This window comes from Shewanella sp. TB7-MNA-CIBAN-0143, assembly GCF_040310065.1.
Taxonomy (GTDB): domain Bacteria; phylum Pseudomonadota; class Gammaproteobacteria; order Enterobacterales; family Shewanellaceae; genus Shewanella.
Map to the genome: position 1 here is coordinate 36132 of NZ_JBEOPL010000010.1, position 25675 is coordinate 61806.

Genomic DNA, 25675 nt, shown 5'->3' on the forward strand with positions numbered 1-25675 from the left:
AAAATGACAGATATCAAGCGATGGACAACAAAAAGCCCTGTTGCAGAGAACAGGGCTAAAGTGATTTATACAGCAATATCAGACGAGCAGCGTTATTCCCACAACCAAATGATGCAGCCATTTAACCCTGCGTTCTGCATCTTATGACGATTATGTTCCGCATCGCGCTTGTTCGGATAGGGTCCTAATACCACGCGATACCACACGCCATTGGTACCTTCGCTGCGGCGCACTTGTGCCTCAGCACCTTGGAAGGCAATTCTGGCCTTCATTTCATTTGCTTGCGACTCTTGCCTAAACGATCCGCATTGCATTTGATAGATGCCACTAGACACTACACCTGTTTCAGGTAAGTCTATCTCCACTTGCTTGTTTTCAAGCTCTTCCAGATAAGTCCATTCTTCCTGCGGCTTAGGTGGCAGTGCGTTAGGATCTTTCTTGACCACTTTTTTTGGCGCTTCTACGGTCGTGGTTGATAGCGTTTTCTTTTTAGGTTGTTGAGCTGGCTCAGATTCGACCGATGAGTCGGAGCTGCCATTAATGGACCATAAGAAATAACCAAAACCTATGACTAAGGTGAGTATCACAAAAACAGCCAAGTAAGGAAAAGAGCGTTTAGGTGCTTTTTTTCGTTGTGGCGCACGGGCTTTTGCGCCCGCACGAGGTTTGCGATTTGCGTAGTCACGACTCATGATTACATCCGCTCTAGGGTTTCAATGCCAAGTAGCGACAAGCCCGTTTTTAAGGTTTTAGCGGTTAATTGTGCAAGCAATAAACGGCTTTGCTTTTGTGCTTCAGTTTCGGCAGCAAGCACTGGGCAAGCTTCATAAAAACTCGAAAACTCACTCGCTAGCTCATACAGGTAACCACATAATACATGCGGTAAGCCTTTGTCTGTCATGCGAGTTAACACCTCACCAAATTGTGCCAGTTTAGTGCCTAAGTCTTTTTCTTTTTCATGCTCAAGCACAATCTTAGCTTGGCTAAGATCAATATCTGTTGCACGTTTAAAAATACCTGCCACGCGGGTATAGGCATAAAGAAGATAAGGTGCAGTATTACCTTCAAAGCTAAGCATTTGCTCAAAACTGAAAATATAATCACTGGTACGGTTCTTGGACAGATCTGCATACTTAACTGAGCTGATACCGACTACGCGAGCAATTTCAGTGAGGGTAGCTTCATCCATATCTGGATTTTTACTGCGAACCAGTTCAAGAGCGCGAACATCGGCTTCGTCAAGTAAATCGACTAACTTAACCACCCCGCCTGAACGTGTTTTAAATGGACGACCATCTTCACCATTCATGGTGCCAAAGCCTGTGTGCTCTAGCGACATTTCAGGGCGAACAAATTTAGCCAGTTTGGCAAGGCTAAACACTTGCTGGAAGTGCAAGGCTTGACGTAAATCGACAAAGTACATGGCGCGATCGGCTTTTAATACGTTTGAGCGGTAACGCATGGCGGCAAGATCTGAGGTGGCGTATAAATAGCCACCATCAGCTTTTTGAATAATAACCGGTAAAGGCTCGCCTTCTTTATTACGAAACGCTTCTTGGAATACCACTTTAGCGCCATTGCTTTCGCTTAACAGGCCTTGGGTATCTAAATCTTTAACTACTTGGGCTAAGTCTGCATTGTAGGCACTTTCGCCGTGAACATCTGCGCGGGTTAAGCTAACGCCTAAACGCTTATATACATCATGACAATGGCTTAATGAGATGTCGTTAAATTCGCGCCATAGCTTATTGCAGTATTCATCACCTGATTGTAACGCGACGACAAGTTGACGAGCGCGAGTGGCAAATTCTGTAGACTCATCAAAACGTACTTTAGCAGCACGATAAAAACTTTCTAAGTCAGACAATTCCATTTTGGCTTGTTCGCCATTAGCTGCGCGTAACTCTTCCATTAACGCCAGCAGCATACCAAACTGAGTCCCCCAATCGCCGACGTGGTTTTGGCGAATGACCTTATGGCCCAAATACTCGAGTGCGCGCACGACGCTGTCACCAATGATGGTTGAGCGTAAGTGACCGACGTGCATTTCTTTGGCTAAGTTTGGCGAAGAATAGTCGACAACGATAGTTTGCTTAGTCGGTAAAGCCACTCCTAAATGGTCGCTCGTCAGTGCTTGCTGTAGTTGATTAGCTAATGCATTGTCATCAATGAAAAAGTTAATAAACCCTGGTCCGGCAATTTCTACTTTGGCCACATAAGACGATGCTGGCAAGGTATCAATAATAAGCTGTGCTAATTCGCGCGGGTTCTTTTTAGCAACTTTAGTCAGCATCATTGCAAGGTTAGTCGCTAAGTCACCATGACTTTTATCTTTAGTGCGATCGACCTGAATGCGAGCTTGAAAATCAGCCGGCACAATTCCTTGCTGTTTGAAGGATTCGATGGTTTGTTCTAGTAAAGATTCAATATGTGATTTCATGGGCGTTTGCTTGCACTAATTCGTTAAATGAATGACATGACGGAACCGCATATTTTAGCCGTTTATGGGGGGTGATTGCTATCTGCTTTAACGGAAATATTGGTTTTTTTATGCTGATTATCAACCTAAGCGAAGTTTATGACAGATATAGGGTCCGTTGGCTTAGTAAAAATGCCGCTGTGTTACATTAAATCCTGTGGATCACGATCGATACTCCAACGGCAACGCTTACTTTCAGGTATTTGTTCAATGAGTGCTAATACGCGTTCGAATTCGGTTTGCAAGCGCTGACGACTTTTAGCTTGCAGTATTAATTGGCGTCGATATTTTCCAGCTTTACGATCAAGTGGCGCCGGAATTGGGCCAATAATTTCAAAGTCTTTATCTTGTGGTAATAGCTCGCTGGTGCGGGCGAGAAACGCATCAGCATCTTCGGCTAAATGTGCTTCTGCTCGAATTAATACCATGTGCCAAGCGGGTGGTAATAGTGCCTGTTGGCGCTCTTTCAGCTGAGTACGAGCGAACTCACCATAACCGCGTTTCAATAAATCACGTAAAATGGGGTTATCACTTTGATGGGTTTGCAGTAGCACTTTACCGGGTTTGTCTGCACGGCCAGCACGGCCAGACACTTGGGTGTATAGCTGCCCAAAACGTTCAGGTGCGCGAAAATCTGCACTGAACAATGCACCATCGACGTCCAATAAGCCAACAAGGGTAACATCTGGAAAGTGATGTCCTTTGGCGAGCATCTGTGTGCCGACCAAAATTTTATATTTACCCATGTAAATTCCTTTGAGCTGCTGTTCAAGGGAGCCTTTACGTCTGGTGGTGTCTCGGTCAATGCGGACAACCGGATATTTGGGAAACAGTTTAATCAATTCTTGTTCTAGCTGCTCTGTCCCCAAACCGTGGCCCATTAGCATGGTGCTACCACATTGATGGCATTGGCGCGGGATAGCGTATTGATTGCCACAGTGATGACAACAAATCTCGTTTAAGCCTTGATGAACGGTAAAAAAAGCATCACAACGATCGCACTCATGTAAATGACCACATTCATGACAAAGCAAGGCCGGGGCAAAGCCGCGGCGGTTGAGAAATAGCAGTACCTGATTACCCGCATCAAGGTGCATACGCATTTCATTAATTAATGATGTCGACATGCCTGCTTTTAATGGTTGCGAGGTGATATCGACAATTCCTTGCTTAACCTTTTGCGCAGCACCAGCGCGTTCACTCAGTTCCAAGTGATGATAGCGGCCAGATAGCGCATTTTGTAAGGTTTCTAATGATGGCGTCGCGGAGCCTAATACCACTTGAATATCTTCAAGATGCCCGCGCATTACTGCCAAGTCACGCGCGTGATAGCGCACACCTTCCTGTTGCTTAAAGCTGCTGTCATGCTCTTCATCGAGAATAATTAACCCTGGGTAGGCCATTGGAGTAAAGAGTGCTGAGCGAGTACCAATAATAATTGCCGCTTCACCGACACGAGCCTGACGCCAAGCTTCTAGGCGTTGGTTGTCGGTTAATCCGGAATGGATCACGGCAACATTGACTTCAAAACGGCGTTTGAAGCGATTAATGGTTTGCGGTGTTAAGCCAATTTCAGGCACGAGGATCAGTGCTTGTTTACCTTGTTTTAAAATTGTCTCAAGCAAGGTGAGGTAGACTTCGGTTTTGCCAGAGCCTGTGATCCCTTCTAATAAGGTGCAATGAAACCCTTGCTGTTGAGTGAGTACTGAAACGGCAACGGCTTGTTGTTTGTTAAGCTTATGAGGTGACTCATTCATAATAAGCTGTTGGCGCCAGCTTAAATCATGGCTGAGTACCTTTTGTTGCCGTTCAATCCATTGTTTTTGTTCTAATGCTTTTAATGCCGCTTTGCTTAATTGTTGGGTGGTGAACTCATCATGGCTGATGGGGTTTGCCAGTAATAACTCGTGCAGCTTTTTCTGTGCCGGGGCACGTTTTAATACGCTAGAATCAGCATTGCGTCCTTCGGGGCTTAAATGATATTCAACTACCGCTTGCGGCGCCGCTTCGAGGCCTTTTCTCAGTGCGACAGGCAGCGCTTGGCTGAGCATTTGTCCTTGGGTAGTAAAGTAATATCGGGCCGCCCAGAGGGTTAATTTATATAGCGAATCAGGTAACAATGGGGCATCATCTAGTACAGCTGTGACTGATTTTATTTGTTGCGGTGCTAAGTCACAGCTGTCAGTAATAGCAGTAATTAAGCCGATGAGTTGTTGAGGGCCAAAAGGGACTTTGACTCGAAGACCGATTTGTAATCCCGCTTGTTGTTCGTCTTTTACACGATAACTAAAGTTTCTGCGTAACGGGACGGGTAAGGCGACTTCAACAAACACGGGCATAAGGCTTCATCATTTTTCAATTCGATAGTGGATTGCGGATCAGTTTACCTCTAAGTGTCATCAAAGAGATAGGGCAACATATATGCGTAAAGGACTTATTGAGGTCATCATTCTAGTATTTGGATTATTGGGCTATATTGCTACGCCAATGGCTCAAGTGAATCATGTCAGTATCAATAGTCGCCAATTTGAATTGAATAATCTCCCGCACTTAAAGATCAACATCGTGGCACAAAATGATGATGTGTCGCGGTTAGGTTTTTATATTCGCCAGTTGGATGACAGCTTGGATGGCAATAAGGTTGTGCAGCAGAAGTTAGCAGTGCAGAGTATTAATCGTTTTTTATTGCAGCTTAAGGGTACTGATATCATCAGTGATGTAAATGCACAGTTAATCGTTACCGAAGATACTGCGAAAGGAGCGGTTACGTTAGCAGTAATGGCCTTATTTGATGCCCCGTACTCAGTTAATAGTGCCACCTTAGTCTCTAATGTTGTTACGTCTCGAGTACTGCCAGTAGCAAAAGACACCACTAGTGGGAAAGCATCCAAAAAACATCAACAAGATGACAGACGTCTAGAGCAGGCATCATCAGTACCAGAACTATCAGAACCATCAGAACCATCAGAACCATCAGAAACATCAGAAACATCAGAGCCATCCACAGTAGAATCCTCTCTTCAGGCAATCTGTGTAATTGAGCGAGATAATAGTGATACATTATGGCGTATTGCGAACCGTTACAAAGAGCAATGGCATACCAGTGTTTATGGGGCAATGTTAGCCATTTTTGAGGCTAACTTAATGGCATTTTCCAAACAGAAAATTCATTTATTACTCAAAGATGTTCCATTGCATTGCCCATCGAAGGCTATTTTAGCTGAATACAATAATAAAGCGGTAGATAGGAAAGTCTTTGAGGTCATTGAAGCAAAGCATGCGGCTAAATAAGGTTTCTGATCATAATTAGTGATAAAAAGTAGTCCTTAATCGAGTATTTACTTTGGTTTATCAGTAATTAGTTGCAGCTGTTTATGTTAGTTTATATAGTTGCCCGTGTTAATACTTATGATTTAGCTCAAGGATAAGGTTAAAAAAGTAAACAATAATAATAAATTACAGCCTGATGAGCTTTATGTGAACATTTTATTTGTCAGTGTATACGTGTATTTAACATCATGGTTTTACAGCGTGTTTTACGCTGTGCTGAAGCGGTTTATAATCGAAAGGATTGATTTAATGAAAAGCTTTAAGGTGCTAGCAATATTAGCATTATTGGCGGTTGATAGTATTTCAACTGTGATTGCACAAGTCAGTCATATCAGTATTGATACTATTCCATTTGAAAGCGGACAATCTCCTCAGTTCACCGTGAATGTTATAACCGATCACCATGATTTATCGCGGCTGACATTTTATTTACGCCAAATTTATCAAGATAATATTGTGTTAGAAAAGCTTGAGGTTGAACAGCGTGATCGTGATGTTTTTGTATTAAGTGGTACCGAAAAAATCCGCGATAAAGATGCGGCACTCATTGTTTCTGAATACCGTAATGCTAAATGGCTACAATACTCACCGGTACCTTTATTCTCTCAAGCCATTGTTCAGAGCCAATACCAACCAGTAGCAATTAAAACGATGAAGTCAGCTTCGGTATTACCGACTTCAATGCTTACGCCTATAAGTCGTAAAGCCAGCGTTATACCTCAGGTAGCTACAACGCAAAAAAATCTGAATGATTGCCAGATCAATCAGTTACCGAATGATACGTTATGGAAAATAGCGGTTCGCTATCGTAAGCAATGGAATTCAAACATTTATGGCGCCATGCTTGCGCTTTATCAAACGAATCCCTCTGCATTCTATCAAGATAAAATTAGTCTACTGCAATTAGGCCACTCGTTACGCTGCCCATCAATGGAGACGCTTTCGCGCTATCAAAATGTCGTGGTAGATAGGGTCACATTCGACAATTTAGTCGCCAGTCAACGTGGTAATTCTCAAGGACTATTAACGCCAACATTACCTGTACCTGTTCTCGCCACTCAGTCAGTATCAATGAATGGTTCAGTGAATGATATGGACAGTAAAAAATCTGAAAGTAATGCGTTATTGGCCGCTATTCATGACACGAAAATATCGCCTCAGCCATTGCCAATCAATAATATAGCCAAGTCATCGATACCGACTTATGGGCAAGATAAAACCTGTTTAATGGATAAATTTCCTCAAGACACGTTATGGCGAGTTGCCGATCGTTATTATCGACAATGGCAAATCAGTGTATATGGTGCAATGCTGGCGATTTATGAGGCAAACCCTAATGCGTTTGCCAATGGTAAAATTTACTTATTGATGTCTGATAGCCGTTTACAGTGCCCATCAAGTGAGATGTTAAAGCAACATCAAAATTCATCTAAGGCACAAATTACCTATGAGACTCTAGAGCGCACACATCGACAATCGTAGTATCGCTTAGAAATTCTACTTGTTTGTGTATAAGAGACACTGTATTATCTTGCGCCTAAAACATATTGTTATTAACTGCATGTGGTGCTCAACTTCGGGTTGGGAGAGCGACATGGCCTTCAATTTAAGGTAGCCCAAAATGAAAACAGGTATTCACCCAAATTACGCTGAAATTACTGCAACTTGTACTTGTGGTAACATCATCAAAGTGAACTCAACTGCAGGTAAAAACCTACACTTGGACGTATGTGGTGCATGTCACCCATTCTACACTGGTACTCAGAAAGTTGTTGATACTGGTGGTCGTATTGACAAGTTCAACAAGCGTTTTGGTATGCTTGGTAAAAAGTAATTGCATTGCAATTTACTTGAATAAGGCGCCTTTGGCGCCTTTTTTGTTTTTTATATGGCAACAGCAGTATTGTGCTGTAACGAAAACTAATTTTTTAGTGGTAAACAATACAAAAAAGCACAAACCTCGCTTTATTGTTATTTAGACAAAATAAACTGCAAATATCGACGTCTATATCCGATTGTTATCGTAAATCTTGTTATTTTCCTACATTTTTAACTTATTGATTTATATATATTCATGTTCGATTAGTTATAATTATAAAACGTAGCCTCTATTCTGACTCACAACACCTCCTATCACTGAGTTTTTGATGTATATAATCCCTGTATTAGCGTATTGTTATTAAAATTTTAGATGGCCTGCAAGTTCACGGTTAAAGTGAACTATGGATCATACTTTCCTTCATAGATAGCGCATTTCAGGATGTATAAAATGTCAGATATTCGTCAACAAGCTCTCGATTATCATGAATTCCCAGTACCAGGTAAAACCGCTGTTTGCCTGACAAAACCGGCTCAATCAAGCCACGATCTAGCGTTGGCCTATAGTCCTGGTGTGGCAGAGCCTGTTAGAGAGATCGCTTCTAATCCTGAAAATGCCTATCGGTATACCAATAAAGGCAATTCGGTTGCGGTTATTACCAACGGGACCGCTATTTTAGGTTTAGGCAATTTAGGACCATTAGCGTCAAAACCGGTTATGGAAGGCAAATCACTTCTGTTTAAACGTTTTGCGAATATTGATTCGATTGATATTGAAGTGAAACACCGCACAACTGAAGACTTTATTAATACTGTCGAATCTATTGCTGATACCTTTGGCGGGATTAATTTAGAAGATATCAAGGCGCCTGAATGTTTTGAAATTGAACAAGAACTGATTAAGCGATGCAATATTCCGGTATTTCATGACGATCAACACGGCACTGCTATTGTTACTGCAGCAGGCATGTTGAATGCTCTGGAAATTCAAGGTAAAAAAATTGATGATGCAATATTTGTTTGTTTAGGTGCCGGTGCTGCTGCGATTGCGTGTATGACTATGATCGTTAAATGTGGCGCATTGCGTGAAAATGTTTATATGCTAGACAGGCAAGGGGTGATTCATACACGCCGTGAAGATCTCAATGAATATAAAGCGTTATTTGCCAACAATACCGATAAACGCACCCTACAAGATGTGATTAAAGATGCCGATGTATTTTTAGGGTTGTCGGGTGCAAATTTATTGGCTGCCGATGATATTGCGTTAATGGCACCTAACCCGGTGATCTTTGCCTGTTCAAATCCTGATCCTGAAATTAAGCCTGAATTAGCTCATAATATCCGTAAAGACTTAATTATGGGTACTGGTCGTAGTGACTATCCAAATCAAGTGAACAATGTATTGTGCTTCCCGTTTATTTTTCGAGGCGCACTCGATGTTCGCGCGGCGGTCATTAACGACGAAATGAAGCTAGCTGCTGTATATGCTATTGCTAACCTCGCTAAAGAGCCGGTGCCAGCCGAGGTGTTAGCGGCTTATCCTAACGTGTCATCATTGAGTTTTGGTTCGCAATATGTGTTACCTAAACCCATGGACCCAAGATTACTGCCGCTGGTAGCTCGCGCAGTATCGCAAGCGGCTATCGATTCAGGGGTGGCAAAAATCACCACATTACCGACTGAATACAAAGTGTAGAAAGCAAGCATACCTAATCAGGTTTATTCATCCGAACAGAGATAATAAACCTGATTAGGTTAATAAAAGGGGCTTTTGCCCCTTTTTTATAGGCCTAAGATAAGCGTGATTAAAAACGATTAGTGAAGTTGTAGAGCACAATCGTTATACTGGATAACATTGGAGTCATTAATAAAATAAATAAATCCAGCAGGATAGCGGATAAATGAAACTCACCAAGATCCTTACTAAAAAATTAACCAGTTTTTGGCTGCTTTCATTAGCTGCGGTGGCTTTTGTATTTTTACTGTGTGCGGTGATGGGCTTTACCCAATTGACCTACACTTTTCAGCAACAAAAAGTCGCTGAGTTAGAAACCATGTTAGCCGACGATTATCAACAACACGGTAGTCGTCAATTTTCTACCTGGTTACCCCCTCTATTGACCGCTTATAAAGCGGTTGAATTCTCTCTGTCGCAAGACAACCAATTAGTTTATCAATTTCATCGTGATCAAGCAGGTATCGTTAAAAGTAGTTTAACGCTCTATAAGAGCGAATTAAGCCATGGCCAATTATCAATGACATTAATTATGCCGCCGCCATTTTCTTTACATGATCTTGGCTGGCACGAGCTTATTATTCTGGTTATTGGTTTTATCAGCATCGGAATTTTTGTCCGTTTTGGTTATGGATGGTACTCCAGAGAGCTAGATGGCATTGAACAACTTGCTCAACGAAGCAAACTCATTTTAGAAGGACATTTAAAGCAAGCTGCCGATATGCCGACAAATGGCAAACCACGGATGATCAATCGTGCGATCAGCAAATTGCTGGCCGAGTTGGATGATGCTCATAAAGAACGTGGCCGCTTAGATCAATTTATTCGTAAAGACACTTTTCTTGATAAACAAACTCAGATTGGCAACCCGATATTCTTTCAAAATCGTCTCGACGGATTAAGCCATAATCAGAAAATGGTTGCTCATGGTGTATTAATGTTAATTGAGTTTGATGATGTTGACTTAGTGGAAGACCAATACGGTGAAAGCGGCGTTAAGGCAATGCTGTCATTAACAACGGAAGCCATTACAGCCGCACTCGTTCAATACGAGGACAGTATTTTTGCTCGCCGCAGTTACTCACAATTAGTCATCATAGTGCCACAATTATCACTGGCAGAAGCCGACCAGTTAGCGCAACGAATACTCAAAACCTGCCTTGCATTACCTTTTTATGGCATTGGTAATCCCGATAACTTTTTACACTTAGGCTGTGCTTTTTTTAACGCAAGCGATTTACAAGTTCAGCTTATTGAAGAAGCCGAAATGGCACTTCGAGCTGCGCAACTGCAACGTATTAATAACTGGTTTATGTACGATAAAGGCGCGTTAGATGAGGAAATCGCTAAAGGGTCTGTGCGTTGGCGTAGTTTTATTGAAAATGCATTGGTGTCCAAACGATTTTTTACCTTACAGCAAGCTATTATTGATAGTGATAATCAAATTATGCACTATGAAATATTCAGCCGCGCCCGTGATTTAAAAGGTAATGATGTTCGCGCGACATTGTTTATTCCCATGGCTAACAAGTGTGGATTAATGCCACAGGTTGAGAGGCAAGTACTGGAACAAGTGCTCTTCAGGTTAATGTCTGATAATGAGTCAACTTACAGCATTAACTTAAGCCTTGATAGTTTGACCAGTAGGGCATTTGTTCGTTGGTTACAATCTACATTATTAGAGCATCGTCCTTTAGCTGCGCGACTTATTTTTGAAGTTTCTGAAGATATTATTGTCAAAAATCAGAAAAATACTTTGGTAGTTAAAACTCTCGATATGTTGAGAAAGATGGGTGCAAAATTGGCGGTAGATAATGTTGGTCAATCAGTTGTGGGTACTCATTATATCCAGGAGTATCACTTTGATTTAGTGAAATTACATCGGTCTATCGTGCGCCGAGTAGATCAACGCTCAGAAAATCAATTATTTATACGTAGTCTCATTGGTGGCCTTTATAGAGCCGAAGTGAAAGTGATTGCCGAGGGCGTTGAATGTTTAGAAGAATGGCAAACGTTAAAAATTCTTGGTGTGAGTGCAGCCCAAGGCGATTTTTTGGGGCAAAGATCTGAAGTTTAAGTCATATAATGCTATGTTTGTTTAAGTTAGATCTTGTTTATCAATAGATTGCACTCTATGTTCAATCTATATGCGCTATATTAATGAGCAGTTATAGCGTTAACGTATCAGTAACAAAGCTTCATCGTTTTAGATTTGAGCAATAATACTGAGAAATGACAATACAGCGTAATCGAATCATGTTGATGTTATATGCTTGTACATTGGCTTAAAAATGTCATTTTTACTGATATATTTATCATCAGTAATCTTAAATAATTAATATGTTAGCGAATATGGGCCACGCAATGGACAATGGTTTTTTGAGTAAACTAGCCTTTTGGCAGACATCGCAATTGATGGGTAATGTAGGTGTATTTATCGCCGGAAATTCCCTGTGGGTATGTAAGCCACAGCAAGGTCAATCAGCGCCTGTTATCAGCCAGTTTTTAGTACAAAAAAACAATTGGTCTCAAGCCTTTGAAGCATTAAAGAGTCAGTTTGGCCGAGTTCGGGTGCAATTAGTGCTGTCGCAGCAGTATTATCAATTATTACAAGTTGAAAAACCCAATGTTGAGCCTAGTGAAGTGACTCAAGCGTTGATTTGGTCTGTTAAAGACATGGTGTCAGAGCCCGTTACGAATATTCATCTAGATTATTTCGAATCCAGTTTTATTGCCAGTTCAAAAGTGAATGTGGTGGTCAGTAGTCGTCAATTTTTAATGCAATTGGCCAGTGCTTGTGATGCCAATGGATTAGATATTGTTGGGATCAGTATTGAAGAATTGGCATTAAGCCATGTCTTAGCACACGATAATATGGCACATATGTTAGTCGCTCACTTGCCGCAGCAAGAATTGTTGTTGTTAGTTGTTAAAGCGGGTGAAGTGTTAATGCAGCGTCGCGTTAGAGGATTTAACCACCTAGATAAAGCGACTTTAGAAGAATTAAAGCAAGGCTTAGCCGATAACCTCAGTTTAGAAATTCAACGTTCTATGGATTATTTTGAAAGCCAATTACGTCAAGCTCCAGTTGGGTCAATTAGTATTTTGGTTGAAGGTGATAGTTCATCATTGGCCAATCTCGTTAGTGCTAACTTTAATCAAAAAGTGGTCGCGGTTACTCACGATGGCGTATCGAATTTACTCGCGCAGTTAGCGTTGCAAGAATTAGCTCGAGGTGAAGTGTGATAAAAACCAGTGTTAATTTATATACCGCAGATTTGTTGCCGAAAAAGCAAAGGCTAACCTTTGCGAGAATGATGTTGGCATTGGCTTTTTTCACTGGAGGTTGCGCTGTACTTTATGTTGTAGGGCTGTGGCATACCGATGAATTGCAAAAGTTAAATCAACAGGCAAGCAGCACAAAAAGTCGATTAACTAACCAAAAGACACAACTAGAACAACAAATTGCTTTACGTAAACCTAATGCCGATTTGGTAGCAAAGGTTGAACTTGAGCAACAACGTTTAGATCTTAAAAAACTACTAAAAGATGAACTAAGTCAGCGCAAGACCATGATAAGCCAAGGTTACTCGCCAATGTTGACCGACTTGGCTGCTGTGGCTGATAGCAATGTGTGGTTGAGTCATATTACTATTGAGCAACAAAACACTAGCGCTCAGCGAATTGAGTTTGAAGGTTATGGTCGTAACCCTCAAAGTATTCCATTGTGGATAGACAAATTAAAAACCACTTCAACGTTAAAGGGTTATGCATTTTCAGCGATGACAATGGATCGCGGTGAAGCACAGCCGTTGGCGTTTAAATTGATAAGCCAGCCCGTTGCTAAGGAGTTTGCACAATGAAGCAACAATGGCTGGTGTGGTCGTCAAAATTTAATGAGCTAAGTCCACGAGAGCGGATATTGATTACGTTAGCCTTATTCGTTGTCATTGGGATGTTGCTGTTTATGCCATTAGAGTCATTGTGGAAGCAACAGCAAAGTGTTCAGAATCAGTTAAAGGGACTCGAACAAGAAAATTCGATTTCATTACAACAAGTGGCGCTTTATGAAGAGCGTTTACAGCTCGATCCCAATCAAGATTATCAACAACGATTACAGTTGATTACTGAGCAGATGCAATTGATTGATGCTGATCTCAGCAACAAAATGGTTGATATGGTTCCTGCGGATTATATGCCGACAGTATTAGCCAACTTACTGGGCAATGTGAAGGGGGTATCGCTCATGTCGTTTGCCTCTATTGCGCCCAAAGCCTTATTGCAAGTGGGTGATGGTAGTAAAGTTAATCTTTACAGCCATGGTATTAAGTTGACGTTACAAGGCGATTACTTTTCTATTTTAGCGTTTATTAAAGCGGTGGAAAGTATGCCCGATAAATTGTATTGGAAGCGTTTAGATTACCGTGTTGAATCTCATCCCGATGCGTTAGTTGAATTAGAACTTTACACACTTAGTGTGAATAAGGACTTTATCAGTGTTGCGAAACAAGATTAATGCTATGGCGTATGCATCCAGCCTAATGATGCTATTAATGTCGGCTGCTAACGCGCAAACATTACGTGATCCAACTTTACCAGGGCAGGGCTTTGTTGCTGTGCAGGCCAAAGCTGATAATCAATCTTTGGTGTTAAACAGTATTGTTAACGGCCAGAATACTTATGCGGTTATTAATAATATTATTCTTTCGGTAGGTGATGCTATTAGCGGTAGTGGATTACGAGTATCAAAGATTAACAAGGACGATGTTACCTTGTCAGACGGAAGAAAACTTCAACTATTTCAGTCGATAACAGAGCGATAGGATAAGAATAAAAATGAATGTGATTAGATATGTTACTCCTCTGATGTCGCTGTGCTTAGTTGCTTGCCAAACGACAGATAGGCCCGACCCACAAACAGCGAAAGCGGCCTTGAATGAGTCAAGGCAACAAGCTGAGGCGAGTCAAGCCATTACGCCTCCTCCAGCGGCAATGCCTGAAGATGTTCAGCGTGAGCTTAATGGTAATAATGTGTTGAGCCAATCAGCAAGAGCATTGCCCGCCGAGCGTCGTTTTGATGTATCAGCCAATGAAGTTGACGCCAGAGTTTTTTTCCCCAGCTTAGTAAAAGACACCCCATTGAGTGTCGCGGTACATCCAGATGTACAAGGTAAAATTTCATTATCTTTAAAAGCGGTAACCTTGTCAGAAGCCATTCAAGTTGTTGAAGACATTTATGGTTACGAAGTGAATCGAGAAGGTCGTATTTTACGTGTGTTTCCGTCGGGTATGCGAACCGAAACTTTCCCTTTGAATTATATCTACATGCAACGTGAAGGGTTGTCATTAACCTCCGTTAGCTCAGGACGGATTTCAGACCAAAATAATAATTCAAGTAATGGCAGTAACAATAGTAATAGCAACAGCAGTAACAGTAGTAATAGTTCAAATAGTAACAGTAGCAATGGCAATTCGAACAGCAGTGACAATACCAATGGCACGTTTATTCGTTCAACGACCAAGACCGATTTTTGGGGTGAATTACAAGCCACATTAATGTCAATAATGGGTGAAACAGGTGGCGGGCGACAGGTTGTGGTAACCCCTCAAGCAGGGCTTGTTACCGTTCGAGCTTTCCCTGATGAGCTACGTCAAATTCGAAGTTTCTTACAAATAGCCGAAAGCCATCTACAGCGCCAAGTGATTTTGGAAGCGAAAATTATTGAAGTGACCTTATCCGATGGTTACCAGCAAGGTATTCAGTGGGAAAATGTCTTAGGTCATGCTGGCAGTACCAATGTTGATTTCAGTACCTCAGCAGGACAAGGGTTAAGTAATGCGATTACGTCTGCAATTGGCGGTGTAACCTCGATTAATTTCACCGGAAGTGATTTCAGTACCATTATTAACTTGTTAGATACCCAAGGTGATGTTGATGTACTTTCAAGCCCTCGTGTTACCGCTTCTAATAATCAAAAAGCGGTTATTAAAGTCGGCAATGACGAATACTTTGTCACCGATGTATCTTCAACGACCGTAGCGGGTACCACTCCGGTAACGACGCCGCAGGTTGAGCTGACACCATTTTTCTCAGGCATTGCCTTAGATGTAACCCCGCAGATTGATGAATATGGCAACGTAATATTGCATGTCCATCCTTCGGTGATTGACGTGACCTCACAAACCAAAGAAATTAAAATCAGTGATTCAACCTTAGAATTACCGTTAGCACAAAGTGAGATCCGTGAATCGGATACCGTTATCCGCGCCGCTTCTGGTGATGTAGTGGTGATTGGTGGCTTGATGAAGAGCGAAAATATTGAAACAGTGTCTAAAGTACCTTTATTAGGTGATATTCCTTTTCTGGGCGAAGCCTTCACCAGTCGCACTAAATCTAAAAAGAAAACTGAATTGATTATTATGTTGAAGCCAACGGTTGTGGGTGGTGACACATGGAAGGATGAATTAAAGCGTTCGCAAGATTTAATCGAACGTTGGTACCCTTCTAAATAGCGACCGTTGACGGTAGAGAATTGACGATTAAAAATAGCGGTTGAAATTGATAAGGGATAGCCAGTAATTATGTATTTGCAGCACTTTGGCTTAAGTCAATTGCCCTTTACGCTTACCCCAAATACGAGTTTCTTTTTTGGGTTGTCGCCGCATGTGGAAGCGTTGCAAGTGCTGCAAACCGCATTACAGACAGGTGAAGGTTTTATTAAAGTCACTGGTGAAGTGGGTACCGGTAAAACCTTAGTGTGTCGTAAGCTGTTGAATGACTTACCGACTCAATATCATTGCGCTTACTTACCTAACCCCTATTTGAATCCTAAAGAATTACGTTTGGCCGTAGCGGGCGAACTCGGTTTAGCGTTACCGAACAAATTAGATCAACAACAATTGACAAGGCTTATCCATGAGCGCTTGTTAACGTTAAATCATCAGGGCTTTCACGTGGTGTTAGTGTTAGATGAAGCGCAATCATTACCGGATGACAGTATTGAGGCGTTAAGATTATTTACTAATTTAGAGACCGAAAGTCGTAAATTATTGCAAGTGGTGTTGTTTGGCCAACCAGAATTAGATGAGCGTTTAGCTCAACCCAAGTTTAGACAATTACGACAACGCATTACCTTTAGCTATGACTTACGTCCATTAACATGGGATGAGATACAAGCTTATATTGGTTACCGACTTGCTGTAGCGGGTTATCAAGGACCTGAATTGTTTAATACCGCGGATATTAAACGCATTGCCAAAGCTGCTCGAGGTATCCCGCGTTTAGTGAATATATTGGCGCATAAGAGCTTATTGCTATGTTATGGCCAAGGTAAAAAAAAGGTGACATCTCGCCATTGTCTAGCTGCGATAACGGATACAGAAGATATTAATTTACAACATAAAGTAGGGTTTTCCCGTGTCAGCATGCTGATAATTATGTTGCTTGTAACAGTGATGGTGGTTATTGGGTTAAATGGTGATAATTGTTGTGGTGAATGGATGACACAAATAAGCGAGATTAAATGAGTGTGATTATCAAGATGCTGAAAGATTTAGAGCAGCGTCAGCAACCCGGAACAGACAAACCACCAGTGCAACCTGCAGGTGAATTTGTGCGTCCTCAAATTCAGTATCATTCAGTAGCTAAATCTCGCTCACCACTTATTAGCCTTATTGTTGTTGCCGTACTCCTGATCCCTACATTGTGGTTTGGTGTATCTATGTATCGCCAAGCCAATATTCAAATGGTCAATGAGCAAACAGCTATCAATACATCGGTTACCGAAGATATTCAGTCATCGCTGGCGAGTCAGCCACAAGATAATGTCGTTGCTGCTGAACCTAAGCTTGCTCAAGTTTCAACTGAAGCACCAACCCAAGCAGCAGCTCAAATATCAACTCAAGCATCTATTCAAGCGAGCACCCCAGAAATCACTGCTGAGATGATTGAACCAACGGATCGCATATCCGAGCTTGATCCATCCAAAGTGAGCACTGCATCAGCCGTTAATAGCGAAACCGTTAATATCTCTTCGCCATTGGAACAACAAGTTAGTGCGAAAGTAGCAGAAACCGTCAATACACAAACATTTAACCAACAAACAGTACTAGCTTCAACCGTAGACACAGAGAAGCCCAGTGGTTCGGTGGATAATAATTCACAGAATATGGCTTCGCTGATTAATACTGAATCCACTCAAGGCCAAATCGTAGCACAAACATCTCGCTTCTTACCCGCAGAAGTATCTGCTGCAGCAAAAACTGTTGATATGAGCGTCAATGAAGTGGTGCTTTCCAAGACGCAAATGGCGCAATTGCAATATCGCAAAGCGATGGATGCTGAGCAAGCGCAACGTCTGGACGATGCGGCGGGTTACTATTTAGAAGCCATTATTTTACAACCGAGTTTACATAAAGCCCGTAAGCAATTAGTCGACATTTATTTTGCGCAAAATAATCCAACGACTGCAATGAGATTACTCGAGAGTGGAATCAGTATGTTTCCACAACAGTGGGAGTTTTATGTGATTTTGTCGCAAATTCAAACTGCAATAAAAGCTTATGATGAAGCGTTAACAACGGTGGCGATGATCCCAGATAGCTCATCGTGGGCTCGTGATAAGTGGATCGCACAAACCGATTTGGCACAAAACTCTAAAAACTTTGTTTTAGCGGAGGAGGCTTACCGAAACTTATTGGTATCTGAGTCAACTCAATCTCGCTGGTGGATGGGGTTAGGTTATGCGCTCGATTCCCAGCAAAAATATCCACAAGCCGCGCAAGCATACCGATCAGCATTAAGCTATGAAGGGCTATCAACTTCAGCTATGACATTTATTGAAAAGCGTTTAGATCAGCTAGGAGAAAACCGATGAAGCCTAAGTTAAAGATGCGGTTAGGAGATCTTCTTGTTCAAGAGCTGATTATTACTGACACCCAATTACAGCAAGCATTAGCAGAGCAGCGCAATTCAGGTAAAAAGCTCGGCCGCACCTTAATTGATTTGAACAGTATTACTGAAGACCAGTTACTTAAATTTTTATCTCATCAGCTTAATTTACCGTACCTCGATATTAGTCGTCGTCCGATTGCCGATGAAGTGGTGAATATTCTCCCCGAAGTACAAGCGAGGCGTTATCGAGCTTTAGTGGTGGAAAGTCATTCCGACCATGTATTAGTTGCTATGAGCGACCCGGCTGACTTGCAGGCTATTGATAATATTGAAGTGTTAGTTGCCCCTAAGCAGTTAATGATCGCGGTGGCACCAGAACAACAATTACTCGACGCGTTTGACAACCTTTATCGTCGTACCGGGCAAATTGCTGAAATTGCCGGTAAGCTTGATGAAGAATATGCCGCAGATGACATGTTCGATTTGGCTAATTTGACTCAAAGCGACAGTGATAACGAAACCACCGTGGTGAAGCTATTACAGTCTATTTTTGAAGATGCGGTGCAAATGCGTGCGTCAGATATTCACATTGAGCCTGGCGAGAAAGTGCTGCGGATCCGTCAGCGTATCGATGGCCAATTACATGAAAACCTTCTCAGTGAAGTTAATATCGCCTCTGCTTTAGTATTACGGCTTAAGTTGATGGCTGGACTGGATATTTCAGAAAAACGTATGCCACAAGATGGCCGTTTTCATATGGAAATAAAAGGTCATAAAATCGATGTGCGGATGTCGACCATGCCGATTTATCATGGTGAGTCGGTGGTGATGCGTTTATTGGATCAGACCACAGGTTTACGTACGTTAGATGAAACCGGTATGCCACCGCATATTGTGGCGCGTATTCGTAAACAGATTAAACGCCCCCACGGTATGTTGCTAGTTACAGGGCCAACCGGTAGTGGTAAAACGACCACCTTGTACGGTATTTTAAGTGAGCTTAACACTGCCGATAGAAAGATTATCACCGTAGAAGACCCGGTTGAGTATCAATTACCGCGCATTAACCAAGTACAAGTTAACCACAAGATTGGTTTAGACTTTTCTAACGTACTGCGTACCACGCTTCGTCAAGATCCTGACATTATCATGGTGGGAGAGATGCGTGACCAAGAAACGGTGGAAATTGGCTTACGCGGTGCATTAACCGGTCACTTTGTATTATCGACTTTGCATACAAATGATGCGGTTACCAGTGCATTGCGATTACTCGATATGGGCGCGGCGAGTTATTTGGTTGCCAGTGCGCTGCGGGTCATTATCGCTCAACGTCTTGTTAGGCGCGTTTGTCACAATTGTGCCGTAGATTATCAACCAACCGCAGCTGAGCGCAGTTGGCTTGTAAGTGTGACGAAAAGAGATATTAGCAGCGCTACGTTTAAAGTGGGTAGCGGTTGTCAAACTTGTAATGGTTCAGGTTATCGTGGCCGAATTGGTATTTTTGAAATACTTGAACTTGACGAAAATATGATAGATGCCATGCGAACCGGTAACCCACAAGATTTTGCCCGTGCAGCGCTGCGCAGTCCTAATTTTATTCCCCTTGCGCATTCTGCGATGGAGTATTTGTTCCTTGGCACCACAACACTGGAAGAGGTGTCAAAACTGGTTGAAGATGTCAGTGAGTCGAAAGTGCCGTTGTCGGAAGATATCGTTAGCCAACAAGATATTGGGTTGTAACAATGCCACTATATCAATATCGAGGACGTAATTCACAAGGTCAGGCGGTCAGTGCACAGCTTGAGTCTGCTAATGAAAGTTCGGCGGCAGATGCATTGCTTTCTCGTGGGATTATTCCGTTAGAATTGCGCGAAGTGAAAACGAAGCAATCTTTTTCGATGAGCTTATTTCAAAGCAAGGTGTCGCTGGAAGAGTTACAAATTTTTAGTCGACAAATGTATTCACTGACGCGTTCAGGTATCCCCATTTTAAGGGCCATAGCGGGCTTATCTGAAACGACGCATTCCGATCGAATGAAAAAAGCCTTAGATGATATTTCAGAGCAGCTGACGTCGGGAAGGCCGTTATCTTCGGCAATGAATCAACATCCAGATATATTTGATTCGTTGTTTGTCTCGATGATCCATGTTGGTGAGAATACCGGTAAGCTGGAAGATGCTTTTATCCAGTTGTCTGGTTATATCGAGCGAGAACAAGAAACCCGTCGACGGATTAAAGCCGCAATGCGTTATCCGATGTTTGTCTTGATTGCGATTACTATTGCGATGGTTATTTTGAACATTATGGTGATCCCTAAATTTGCCGATATGTTCTCTCGTTTTGGTGCTGAATTACCATGGGCGACAAAAATTTTAATTGGCACGTCTAATCTGTTTGTTAATTTTTGGCCTCACATGATTGTGCTATTAATCGGCATCATAGTCGGGATTCGATACTGGCATCACTCTGAAAAGGGCGAGAGGCAATGGGACTTATGGAAACTGCACATACCTGTTATTGGATCTATTATTGAGCGCTCAACCTTGTCACGTTATTGTCGCTGTTTTTCGATGATGCTCAGTGCAGGCGTTCCCATGACACAAGCATTAAGCTTGGTCGCAGATGCGGTCGATAACGCTTATATGCATGACAAAATCGTGGGTATGCGCCGTGGTATTGAATCTGGTGAGTCAATGCTAAGGGTATCAAATAGCAGCCAGCTGTTTACCCCATTAGTATTGCAAATGGTTGCCGTGGGTGAAGAAACCGGTCAAATAGATCAGCTGCTCAATGATGCCGCTGATTTTTATGAAGGTGAGGTGGATTATGATTTAAAAAACCTCACTGCAAAACTCGAACCTATTTTAATCGCATTTGTTGCTGGCATTGTATTGATATTGGCACTGGGTATTTATCTACCTATGTGGGATATGCTGAATGTGGTAAAAGGCGGTTAGCAAAGAATGCAACAAAGAACGCAACAAAGAATGCAAACAGATCATTGGGTATCGAGATGTTGAGCCAGCAAAAAGCGGATGGCGATCTGCTTAAAGTCTATGGGCGAGTTATTGCGATTGTGGTGGTGTTAACGCTGCTGGCTATTTTTGGCGGACGTTATGTCAATACTACCTCAAACATAGGTGGGCGTGGTTTAGAGTTTGAACATAATCGTTTTTTGAATGTCTTAGCTATGGTGCGTAGTCAGTGGTTAGCTTCTGGCCGACCTCATAAAATGCAGTTGTCCTGGCATCATATGGCATCGAATGTGACATCAAGTAAGATTAGCCATGACAATACAGTATCAAAAGATGCTCCGAGTAAGATGGATGCTATTAATACTGATGCTGATTTGGTTGGCACCGATAATTGGATTGCTATGTCTAATCAAGGTTGGCCAACCATTGACACTAATGATGTCCAAGGTTGTGAACAACTGTGGGGGCATTTATTGGCAACTAATGTTCAAGAGTTAAATATTACGGTAGATTATCAGCATGATGAGAACATTTGCCGCTACTATTCAGGCAATACAGCCAGTTTAAGTTATCAGCTACAAACCGGTAGAGTTATTTTTTTAATGAGCGATGGATAAAGTTTGTGCCATTAGTGTTAAATTTTAAATAAGCTGCTAATATTAGTGAAGTTATAGCTTAATCAGTATTATTTCCTGTTGTAGGCGCTATAGATAAGAGTGAGTTATTATGAAATTGAAACAACAAGGTTTTTCATTGATCGAGTTGGTTATTGTTATTGTCATCCTCGGTTTATTAGCCGCTACAGCGATCCCGCGTTTTTTAAATGTGACCGATGATGCTGAAGATGCCAGTGTTGATGGTGTTGCTGGTGGTTTAGCCACAGCAGTGAGTTTTGTTCGCGCACAATGGGAAGTTGATGGTCGTCGTAACAACAGTGTTATTTTAGATGGTACTAGCGTATCACTCGATACACGTTTTGGTTTTCCAACTGGCACAACCAATACTGATGTTACCTCAATGACCAACGAAACATGTCAGGAAGTATTTGATTCAGTTTTACAAAATGCTCCTAGAAATGTTCTTTTCAATCAGGATGCCCGTAATCATCGTTATACTGTAAGAATGCAAAATGGTGTCGGCGGTTCATCTACCAGTATAGATGGCCAAACTGTTACTGGTCTTGATTTGTGTGTTTATCACCAAGTGGCTACTTTAGCGCTAAATCAAACGTCGGGAGTGGCCGATCCTGCGCCTGATTTAGACACTGCGGGTGCTAACGGTGTAACATATAATGCAGGTACGGGTCAGGTCGTATCATTTACTAACAACTAATTTGATTTACCACTGTTCGCAGTGATGTTGGTTTACCCATTTATTTTCTATAGAGGTTATTTAATATGCAAAAACAACAAGGTTTTACATTAATCGAATTAGTGGTAGTGATCATTATTCTAGGTATTTTAGCGGTTACGGCAGCGCCGAAGTTTATTAACTTGCAAGGTGATGCGCGCGCGTCAGCGTTATCAGGAATGAAAGCGGCAATTCAAGGTGCAAACACCTTAGTTTATTCAAAAGCAGCATTAGCAGGTGAAGAGAAAAAAGCTAAAGATGATGCTACACCACCTTCTGTTGTTCTTGGTACAGGAACTCCAGCAGTTACACAGTTTGGTTATTTACAAGGTTTGCAAGCAGAACTTGAAAATGCGATGGATGTGACTTTTAATGTAGGTACTAGTGCATTAGACCCTACAATTGCTACAGATAATGATGCTGATTGGACTATCTTTGTTGATACAGGTGTTGCTACTATTTGGCAAGTTGGCGCTCCAGCTACCTGTACTCTAATCTATACAGAGGCAGCAAATGCAACGACCATTCCAACTTATGTAGCAATAACAGATCCTGATCTTTGTTAAAGCGCTTTTAATTAAAAATCAAAAGCCTGCTTTAAGCAGGTTTTTTTATAAGTTTTATTTATAGCAATCAGATCTGACATTAGAATAAACAGACAATATCACCTATGTTTGCGATACTGAATGCGTTAATATAAGTTATTGACACCATTATGGTTTAATTAATATTGAACGTTAATAATGTTCATCAGGTGAATGAGGACATCATCATAGTGAATCGACAACATCATATTCAAGCCGGGTTTACCTTGGTTGAATTGGTTACCACCATGATTGTGATTGGTATTATTGCCGTGGCGGTGTTGCCGCGTTTGATGTCTGATTCATCTTTTAGTGCCTACAGTTTACGCAGTGAATTTATTAGTGAGTTACGCCAGGTCCAACTTAAAGCCATCCAGAATACTGATCAGTGTTATCAAATTGATGTGACATCAAGCGGTTATACGTTACGCCATTTTAGCGGAAGAGCCGCTAGCTTATGTACAAACCAAGTACGTATAGAGCAACAACAAACCTTCAGCGGCAATGCTCATGTCGCCTTAACCAGTAATGCTAGCCAAGTGTTTTCGATTACCTTCGACAGCTTAGGTCGCATGTTATCTCCGGTTTGTTCTGGCCATTGCTTTAATGTGGTGGCAGATGAAACCTTAGCCATTGCGGTCGAGTCAGAGGGGTATATTTATGCTCCGTAACATTCAATTTCATCGTTTATCACAATCTACTCGTGGTTTTACTTTAATCGAACTTGTCATTGGCATGATGGTGATCGGCATTGCGATAGTGATGCTCACTAGCATGCTTTTTCCCCAGGCGGATAGAGCAGCATCAACATTACAAAGAGTGCGTTCGGCAGAATTAGCTCATTCGGTAATGAATGAAATTTGGGGTAAGCGATATGATCAAAATACCAATCCTAATGGCGGAGTACCAGCGTGTAATGCACCTATTGGTATCGCTTGTACTGCAGCATCAGCATTAGGACTAGACGGTGAAAGCCGAGACATGTTCAACGACGTTGATGATTATAATGGCTTGGATGAAGATGATAACATGCTCGACTCGAGCCAAACTTATGTCCAAGCCTATCCTCGCTATCAGTTGCAAGTCACTGTGTCATATCTCGACTCAGCAACGAAAGCGCAAAAATTAATTACAGTAGATGTAACAACGCCTGCTAATGAAGTGATCACTTACCAAGCGGTAAGGAGTAACTACTAATGCTTTTACGACGAGGATTAAAAGCAGCAGGTTTTACCTTAATTGAAATGGTGACGGTCATTTTAATCTTAGGGATTATTATTGTTGGGATTAGTAGTTTTGTGATTTTTGGTACCCGTATTTTTGTTGAATCAAGTGCGGTAGATCAAGTGCTCAGTCAAAGCCGTTTTGGTATCGAGCGGATGACCCGAGATATTCGCCGTGCAGTGCCCAATAGTATGCGGGTACTTACCGCAACCGATGGCAGTTATCAGTGTTTGGAGTTACTGCCTATTAGCACCAGCACATCGTATCTTGAAGCACCGTTTGTGCCTCAAATTGCGCAAAATACCATAACCGCGATTAAAAGTATTCGTCCCATTAATGCTGCTCAGTCAGTGCTAATTTATCCTTTAACCAATAGCGAAATTTATAATCCTCAAGCGACTACCGGCAAACGATTTATTGTGCAGAGTGTGGCTGAAATAAGCGATCAACTCACCATTACATTAACTCAAAGTGTGCGTTTTACTGAGGCCTCACCGTTAAAACGCTTGTTTGTTGCCGATAGCCCATTAAGCTACTGCTTTGTTAATACAGCTAGCAATGTTGATCTGCGCCTGTACCAAAACTATGGTTATAAGGTCAATCAGCCTGCACCAGCAGCAATGGGCAATGGCGTATTGATGGCACAAAATGTCACTAATACCTTAGCTGTTAATCCCGCGGTGATCTTGACTCCATCGACACTGGTGACTAATGCTATAGTGCATTTGCAGCCACTATTTAGCGTCAATGGTGAAACATTTCAATATCAACATCAAGTACAGGTGATGAATGTTCCCTAAGCTGAAATTAACCCAACATTCTCAACAAGGTAGCGCACTAATTATTGGTGTATTTGTGCTAACGGTGATGTTTTTACTTGCCGCGAGTTTAATTCGTATTGTCGGTGATGCAGATGAATCTGTAAATATGGAAGTGTGGGGCACTCGAGCTTTGTTTAGTGCCAATAGCGGTGCTGATGCGGCTTTGGCTGAGTTATTTCCAGTTAATGGCACTGTGGCAACTTGTACTAATGTTAGCTCAACATGGACACAGCCAAATAATGCCGTTGGATTCCATAACTGCACAGTGTCGATTAGCTGTAATACGGCCACTGTGGGCAGTGTGAGCCAATATCGCATTAACAGCTCGGCGGTATGCGAAACTGGTAATTGCGGTGGCAATTCAAATAGTTCAACATGTTTGCGAGTGAGTCGCCAAGTGGAGGTAGAAGCCCGTGGGAATTAATTTCCAGAGACTAAAAGGTAAAGCTTTTTACCTGTTTTT

The 25675-nt window shown here is 41.9% G+C and carries 24 protein-coding genes; 21 read left to right on the forward strand and 3 right to left on the reverse strand.

The features are described 5' to 3' along the window. Nucleotides 1-92: 92 nt before the first annotated feature. The 3 genes from AAEY97_RS09915 to priA all read right to left on the reverse strand — a co-directional run bounded on the left by AAEY97_RS09915 (nt 93) and on the right by priA (nt 4818). A complete protein-coding gene (locus tag AAEY97_RS09915) occupies nt 93-692 on the reverse strand; it encodes an SPOR domain-containing protein (RefSeq protein ID WP_350998538.1) in 600 nt (199 codons plus the stop codon). Between the two features lie 2 nt (nt 693-694). Next, complete coding sequence (gene argS, locus AAEY97_RS09920) at nt 695-2440, reverse strand: arginine--tRNA ligase (RefSeq protein WP_101087706.1); 1746 nt, start codon at nt 2438-2440, stop codon at nt 695-697. 182 nt (nt 2441-2622) lie between these two features. Beyond that, nucleotides 2623-4818, reverse strand: coding sequence for a primosomal protein N' (priA, locus tag AAEY97_RS09925; protein ID WP_162024070.1), 2196 nt, complete (start codon nt 4816-4818; stop codon nt 2623-2625). A gap of 82 nt (nt 4819-4900) precedes the next feature. Here priA and AAEY97_RS09930 point away from each other — a divergent pair, with 82 nt between their 5' ends. The 21 genes from AAEY97_RS09930 (at nt 4901) to AAEY97_RS10030 (ending at nt 25636) form a co-directional block, all read left to right on the forward strand. Then, nucleotides 4901-5770, forward strand: coding sequence for a FimV/HubP family polar landmark protein (locus tag AAEY97_RS09930; protein WP_350998543.1), 870 nt, complete (start codon nt 4901-4903; stop codon nt 5768-5770). 288 nt (nt 5771-6058) lie between these two features. Next, the gene (locus tag AAEY97_RS09935; RefSeq protein WP_350998546.1) at nt 6059-7291 is read left to right on the forward strand and encodes a FimV/HubP family polar landmark protein; all 1233 of its coding nucleotides are present in this window, start codon (nt 6059-6061) and stop codon (nt 7289-7291) included. 139 nt (nt 7292-7430) lie between these two features. After that, a complete protein-coding gene (gene rpmE / locus AAEY97_RS09940) occupies nt 7431-7643 on the forward strand; it encodes a 50S ribosomal protein L31 (RefSeq protein ID WP_011639173.1) in 213 nt (70 codons plus the stop codon). 435 nt (nt 7644-8078) lie between these two features. Further along, nucleotides 8079-9326, forward strand: a complete 1248-nt coding sequence (locus AAEY97_RS09945; protein ID WP_101087702.1) for a malic enzyme-like NAD(P)-binding protein — start codon at nt 8079-8081, stop codon at nt 9324-9326. A 205-nt stretch (nt 9327-9531) separates the two neighbouring features. After that, a complete protein-coding gene (csrD, locus tag AAEY97_RS09950; RefSeq protein WP_350998551.1) occupies nt 9532-11442 on the forward strand; it encodes an RNase E specificity factor CsrD in 1911 nt (636 codons plus the stop codon). Nucleotides 11443-11729: 287 nt separating this feature from the next. After that, nucleotides 11730-12611, forward strand: a complete 882-nt coding sequence (locus AAEY97_RS09955) for a protein-tyrosine phosphatase family protein (protein WP_242445183.1) — start codon at nt 11730-11732, stop codon at nt 12609-12611. Further along, nucleotides 12608-13228: a PilN family protein gene (locus AAEY97_RS09960; protein WP_350998554.1), complete on the forward strand. Its 621-nt coding sequence runs from the start codon at nt 12608-12610 to the stop codon at nt 13226-13228. The genes AAEY97_RS09955 and AAEY97_RS09960 overlap by 4 nt, the downstream gene beginning before the upstream one ends. Continuing rightward, complete coding sequence (locus tag AAEY97_RS09965) at nt 13225-13881, forward strand: MSHA biogenesis protein MshJ (RefSeq protein WP_350998557.1); 657 nt, start codon at nt 13225-13227, stop codon at nt 13879-13881. Before AAEY97_RS09960 ends, AAEY97_RS09965 begins: the two co-directional genes overlap by 4 nt. Then, nucleotides 13862-14188, forward strand: coding sequence for an MSHA biogenesis protein MshK (locus AAEY97_RS09970; RefSeq protein ID WP_502959450.1), 327 nt, complete (start codon nt 13862-13864; stop codon nt 14186-14188). The genes AAEY97_RS09965 and AAEY97_RS09970 overlap by 20 nt, the downstream gene beginning before the upstream one ends. Before the next feature lie 13 nt (nt 14189-14201). Beyond that, nucleotides 14202-15878 (forward strand): pilus (MSHA type) biogenesis protein MshL, encoded by a 1677-nt coding sequence (gene mshL / locus AAEY97_RS09975; RefSeq protein WP_192116400.1) that lies wholly within the window; start codon nt 14202-14204, stop codon nt 15876-15878. 69 nt (nt 15879-15947) lie between these two features. Beyond that, nucleotides 15948-16892, forward strand: coding sequence for an ExeA family protein (locus AAEY97_RS09980; RefSeq protein WP_162024065.1), 945 nt, complete (start codon nt 15948-15950; stop codon nt 16890-16892). After that, nucleotides 16889-18241: a tetratricopeptide repeat protein gene (locus AAEY97_RS09985; protein ID WP_350998562.1), complete on the forward strand. Its 1353-nt coding sequence runs from the start codon at nt 16889-16891 to the stop codon at nt 18239-18241. Before AAEY97_RS09980 ends, AAEY97_RS09985 begins: the two co-directional genes overlap by 4 nt. Continuing rightward, a complete protein-coding gene (locus AAEY97_RS09990) occupies nt 18238-19998 on the forward strand; it encodes a GspE/PulE family protein (RefSeq protein ID WP_350998565.1) in 1761 nt (586 codons plus the stop codon). The genes AAEY97_RS09985 and AAEY97_RS09990 overlap by 4 nt, the downstream gene beginning before the upstream one ends. 2 nt (nt 19999-20000) lie before the next feature. After that, a complete protein-coding gene (locus tag AAEY97_RS09995; RefSeq protein ID WP_350998568.1) occupies nt 20001-21215 on the forward strand; it encodes a type II secretion system F family protein in 1215 nt (404 codons plus the stop codon). Nucleotides 21216-21271: 56 nt separating this feature from the next. Next, entirely contained in the window at nt 21272-21850 is a 579-nt protein-coding gene (locus AAEY97_RS10000; protein ID WP_350998571.1) for a hypothetical protein, read from the forward strand. Nucleotides 21851-21959: 109 nt separating this feature from the next. Beyond that, nucleotides 21960-22565: a pilin gene (locus tag AAEY97_RS10005; RefSeq protein ID WP_101087690.1), complete on the forward strand. Its 606-nt coding sequence runs from the start codon at nt 21960-21962 to the stop codon at nt 22563-22565. 65 nt (nt 22566-22630) lie between these two features. Then, nucleotides 22631-23149 carry a type II secretion system protein gene (locus AAEY97_RS10010; protein WP_350998574.1) on the forward strand — a complete coding sequence of 173 codons (519 nt, stop codon included), beginning with the start codon at nt 22631-22633 and terminating at the stop codon, nt 23147-23149. 206 nt (nt 23150-23355) lie between these two features. Further along, nucleotides 23356-23838 (forward strand): type II secretion system protein, encoded by a 483-nt coding sequence (locus AAEY97_RS10015; RefSeq protein WP_502959451.1) that lies wholly within the window; start codon nt 23356-23358, stop codon nt 23836-23838. Continuing rightward, nucleotides 23828-24364 (forward strand): type IV pilus modification PilV family protein, encoded by a 537-nt coding sequence (locus AAEY97_RS10020; protein WP_350998580.1) that lies wholly within the window; start codon nt 23828-23830, stop codon nt 24362-24364. Before AAEY97_RS10015 ends, AAEY97_RS10020 begins: the two co-directional genes overlap by 11 nt. Next, entirely contained in the window at nt 24364-25191 is an 828-nt protein-coding gene (locus tag AAEY97_RS10025) for a prepilin-type N-terminal cleavage/methylation domain-containing protein (protein WP_350998583.1), read from the forward strand. Before AAEY97_RS10020 ends, AAEY97_RS10025 begins: the two co-directional genes overlap by 1 nt. Beyond that, complete coding sequence (locus tag AAEY97_RS10030) at nt 25181-25636, forward strand: MSHA biogenesis protein MshP (RefSeq protein ID WP_350998586.1); 456 nt, start codon at nt 25181-25183, stop codon at nt 25634-25636. Before AAEY97_RS10025 ends, AAEY97_RS10030 begins: the two co-directional genes overlap by 11 nt. Nucleotides 25637-25675: the final 39 nt, after the last annotated feature.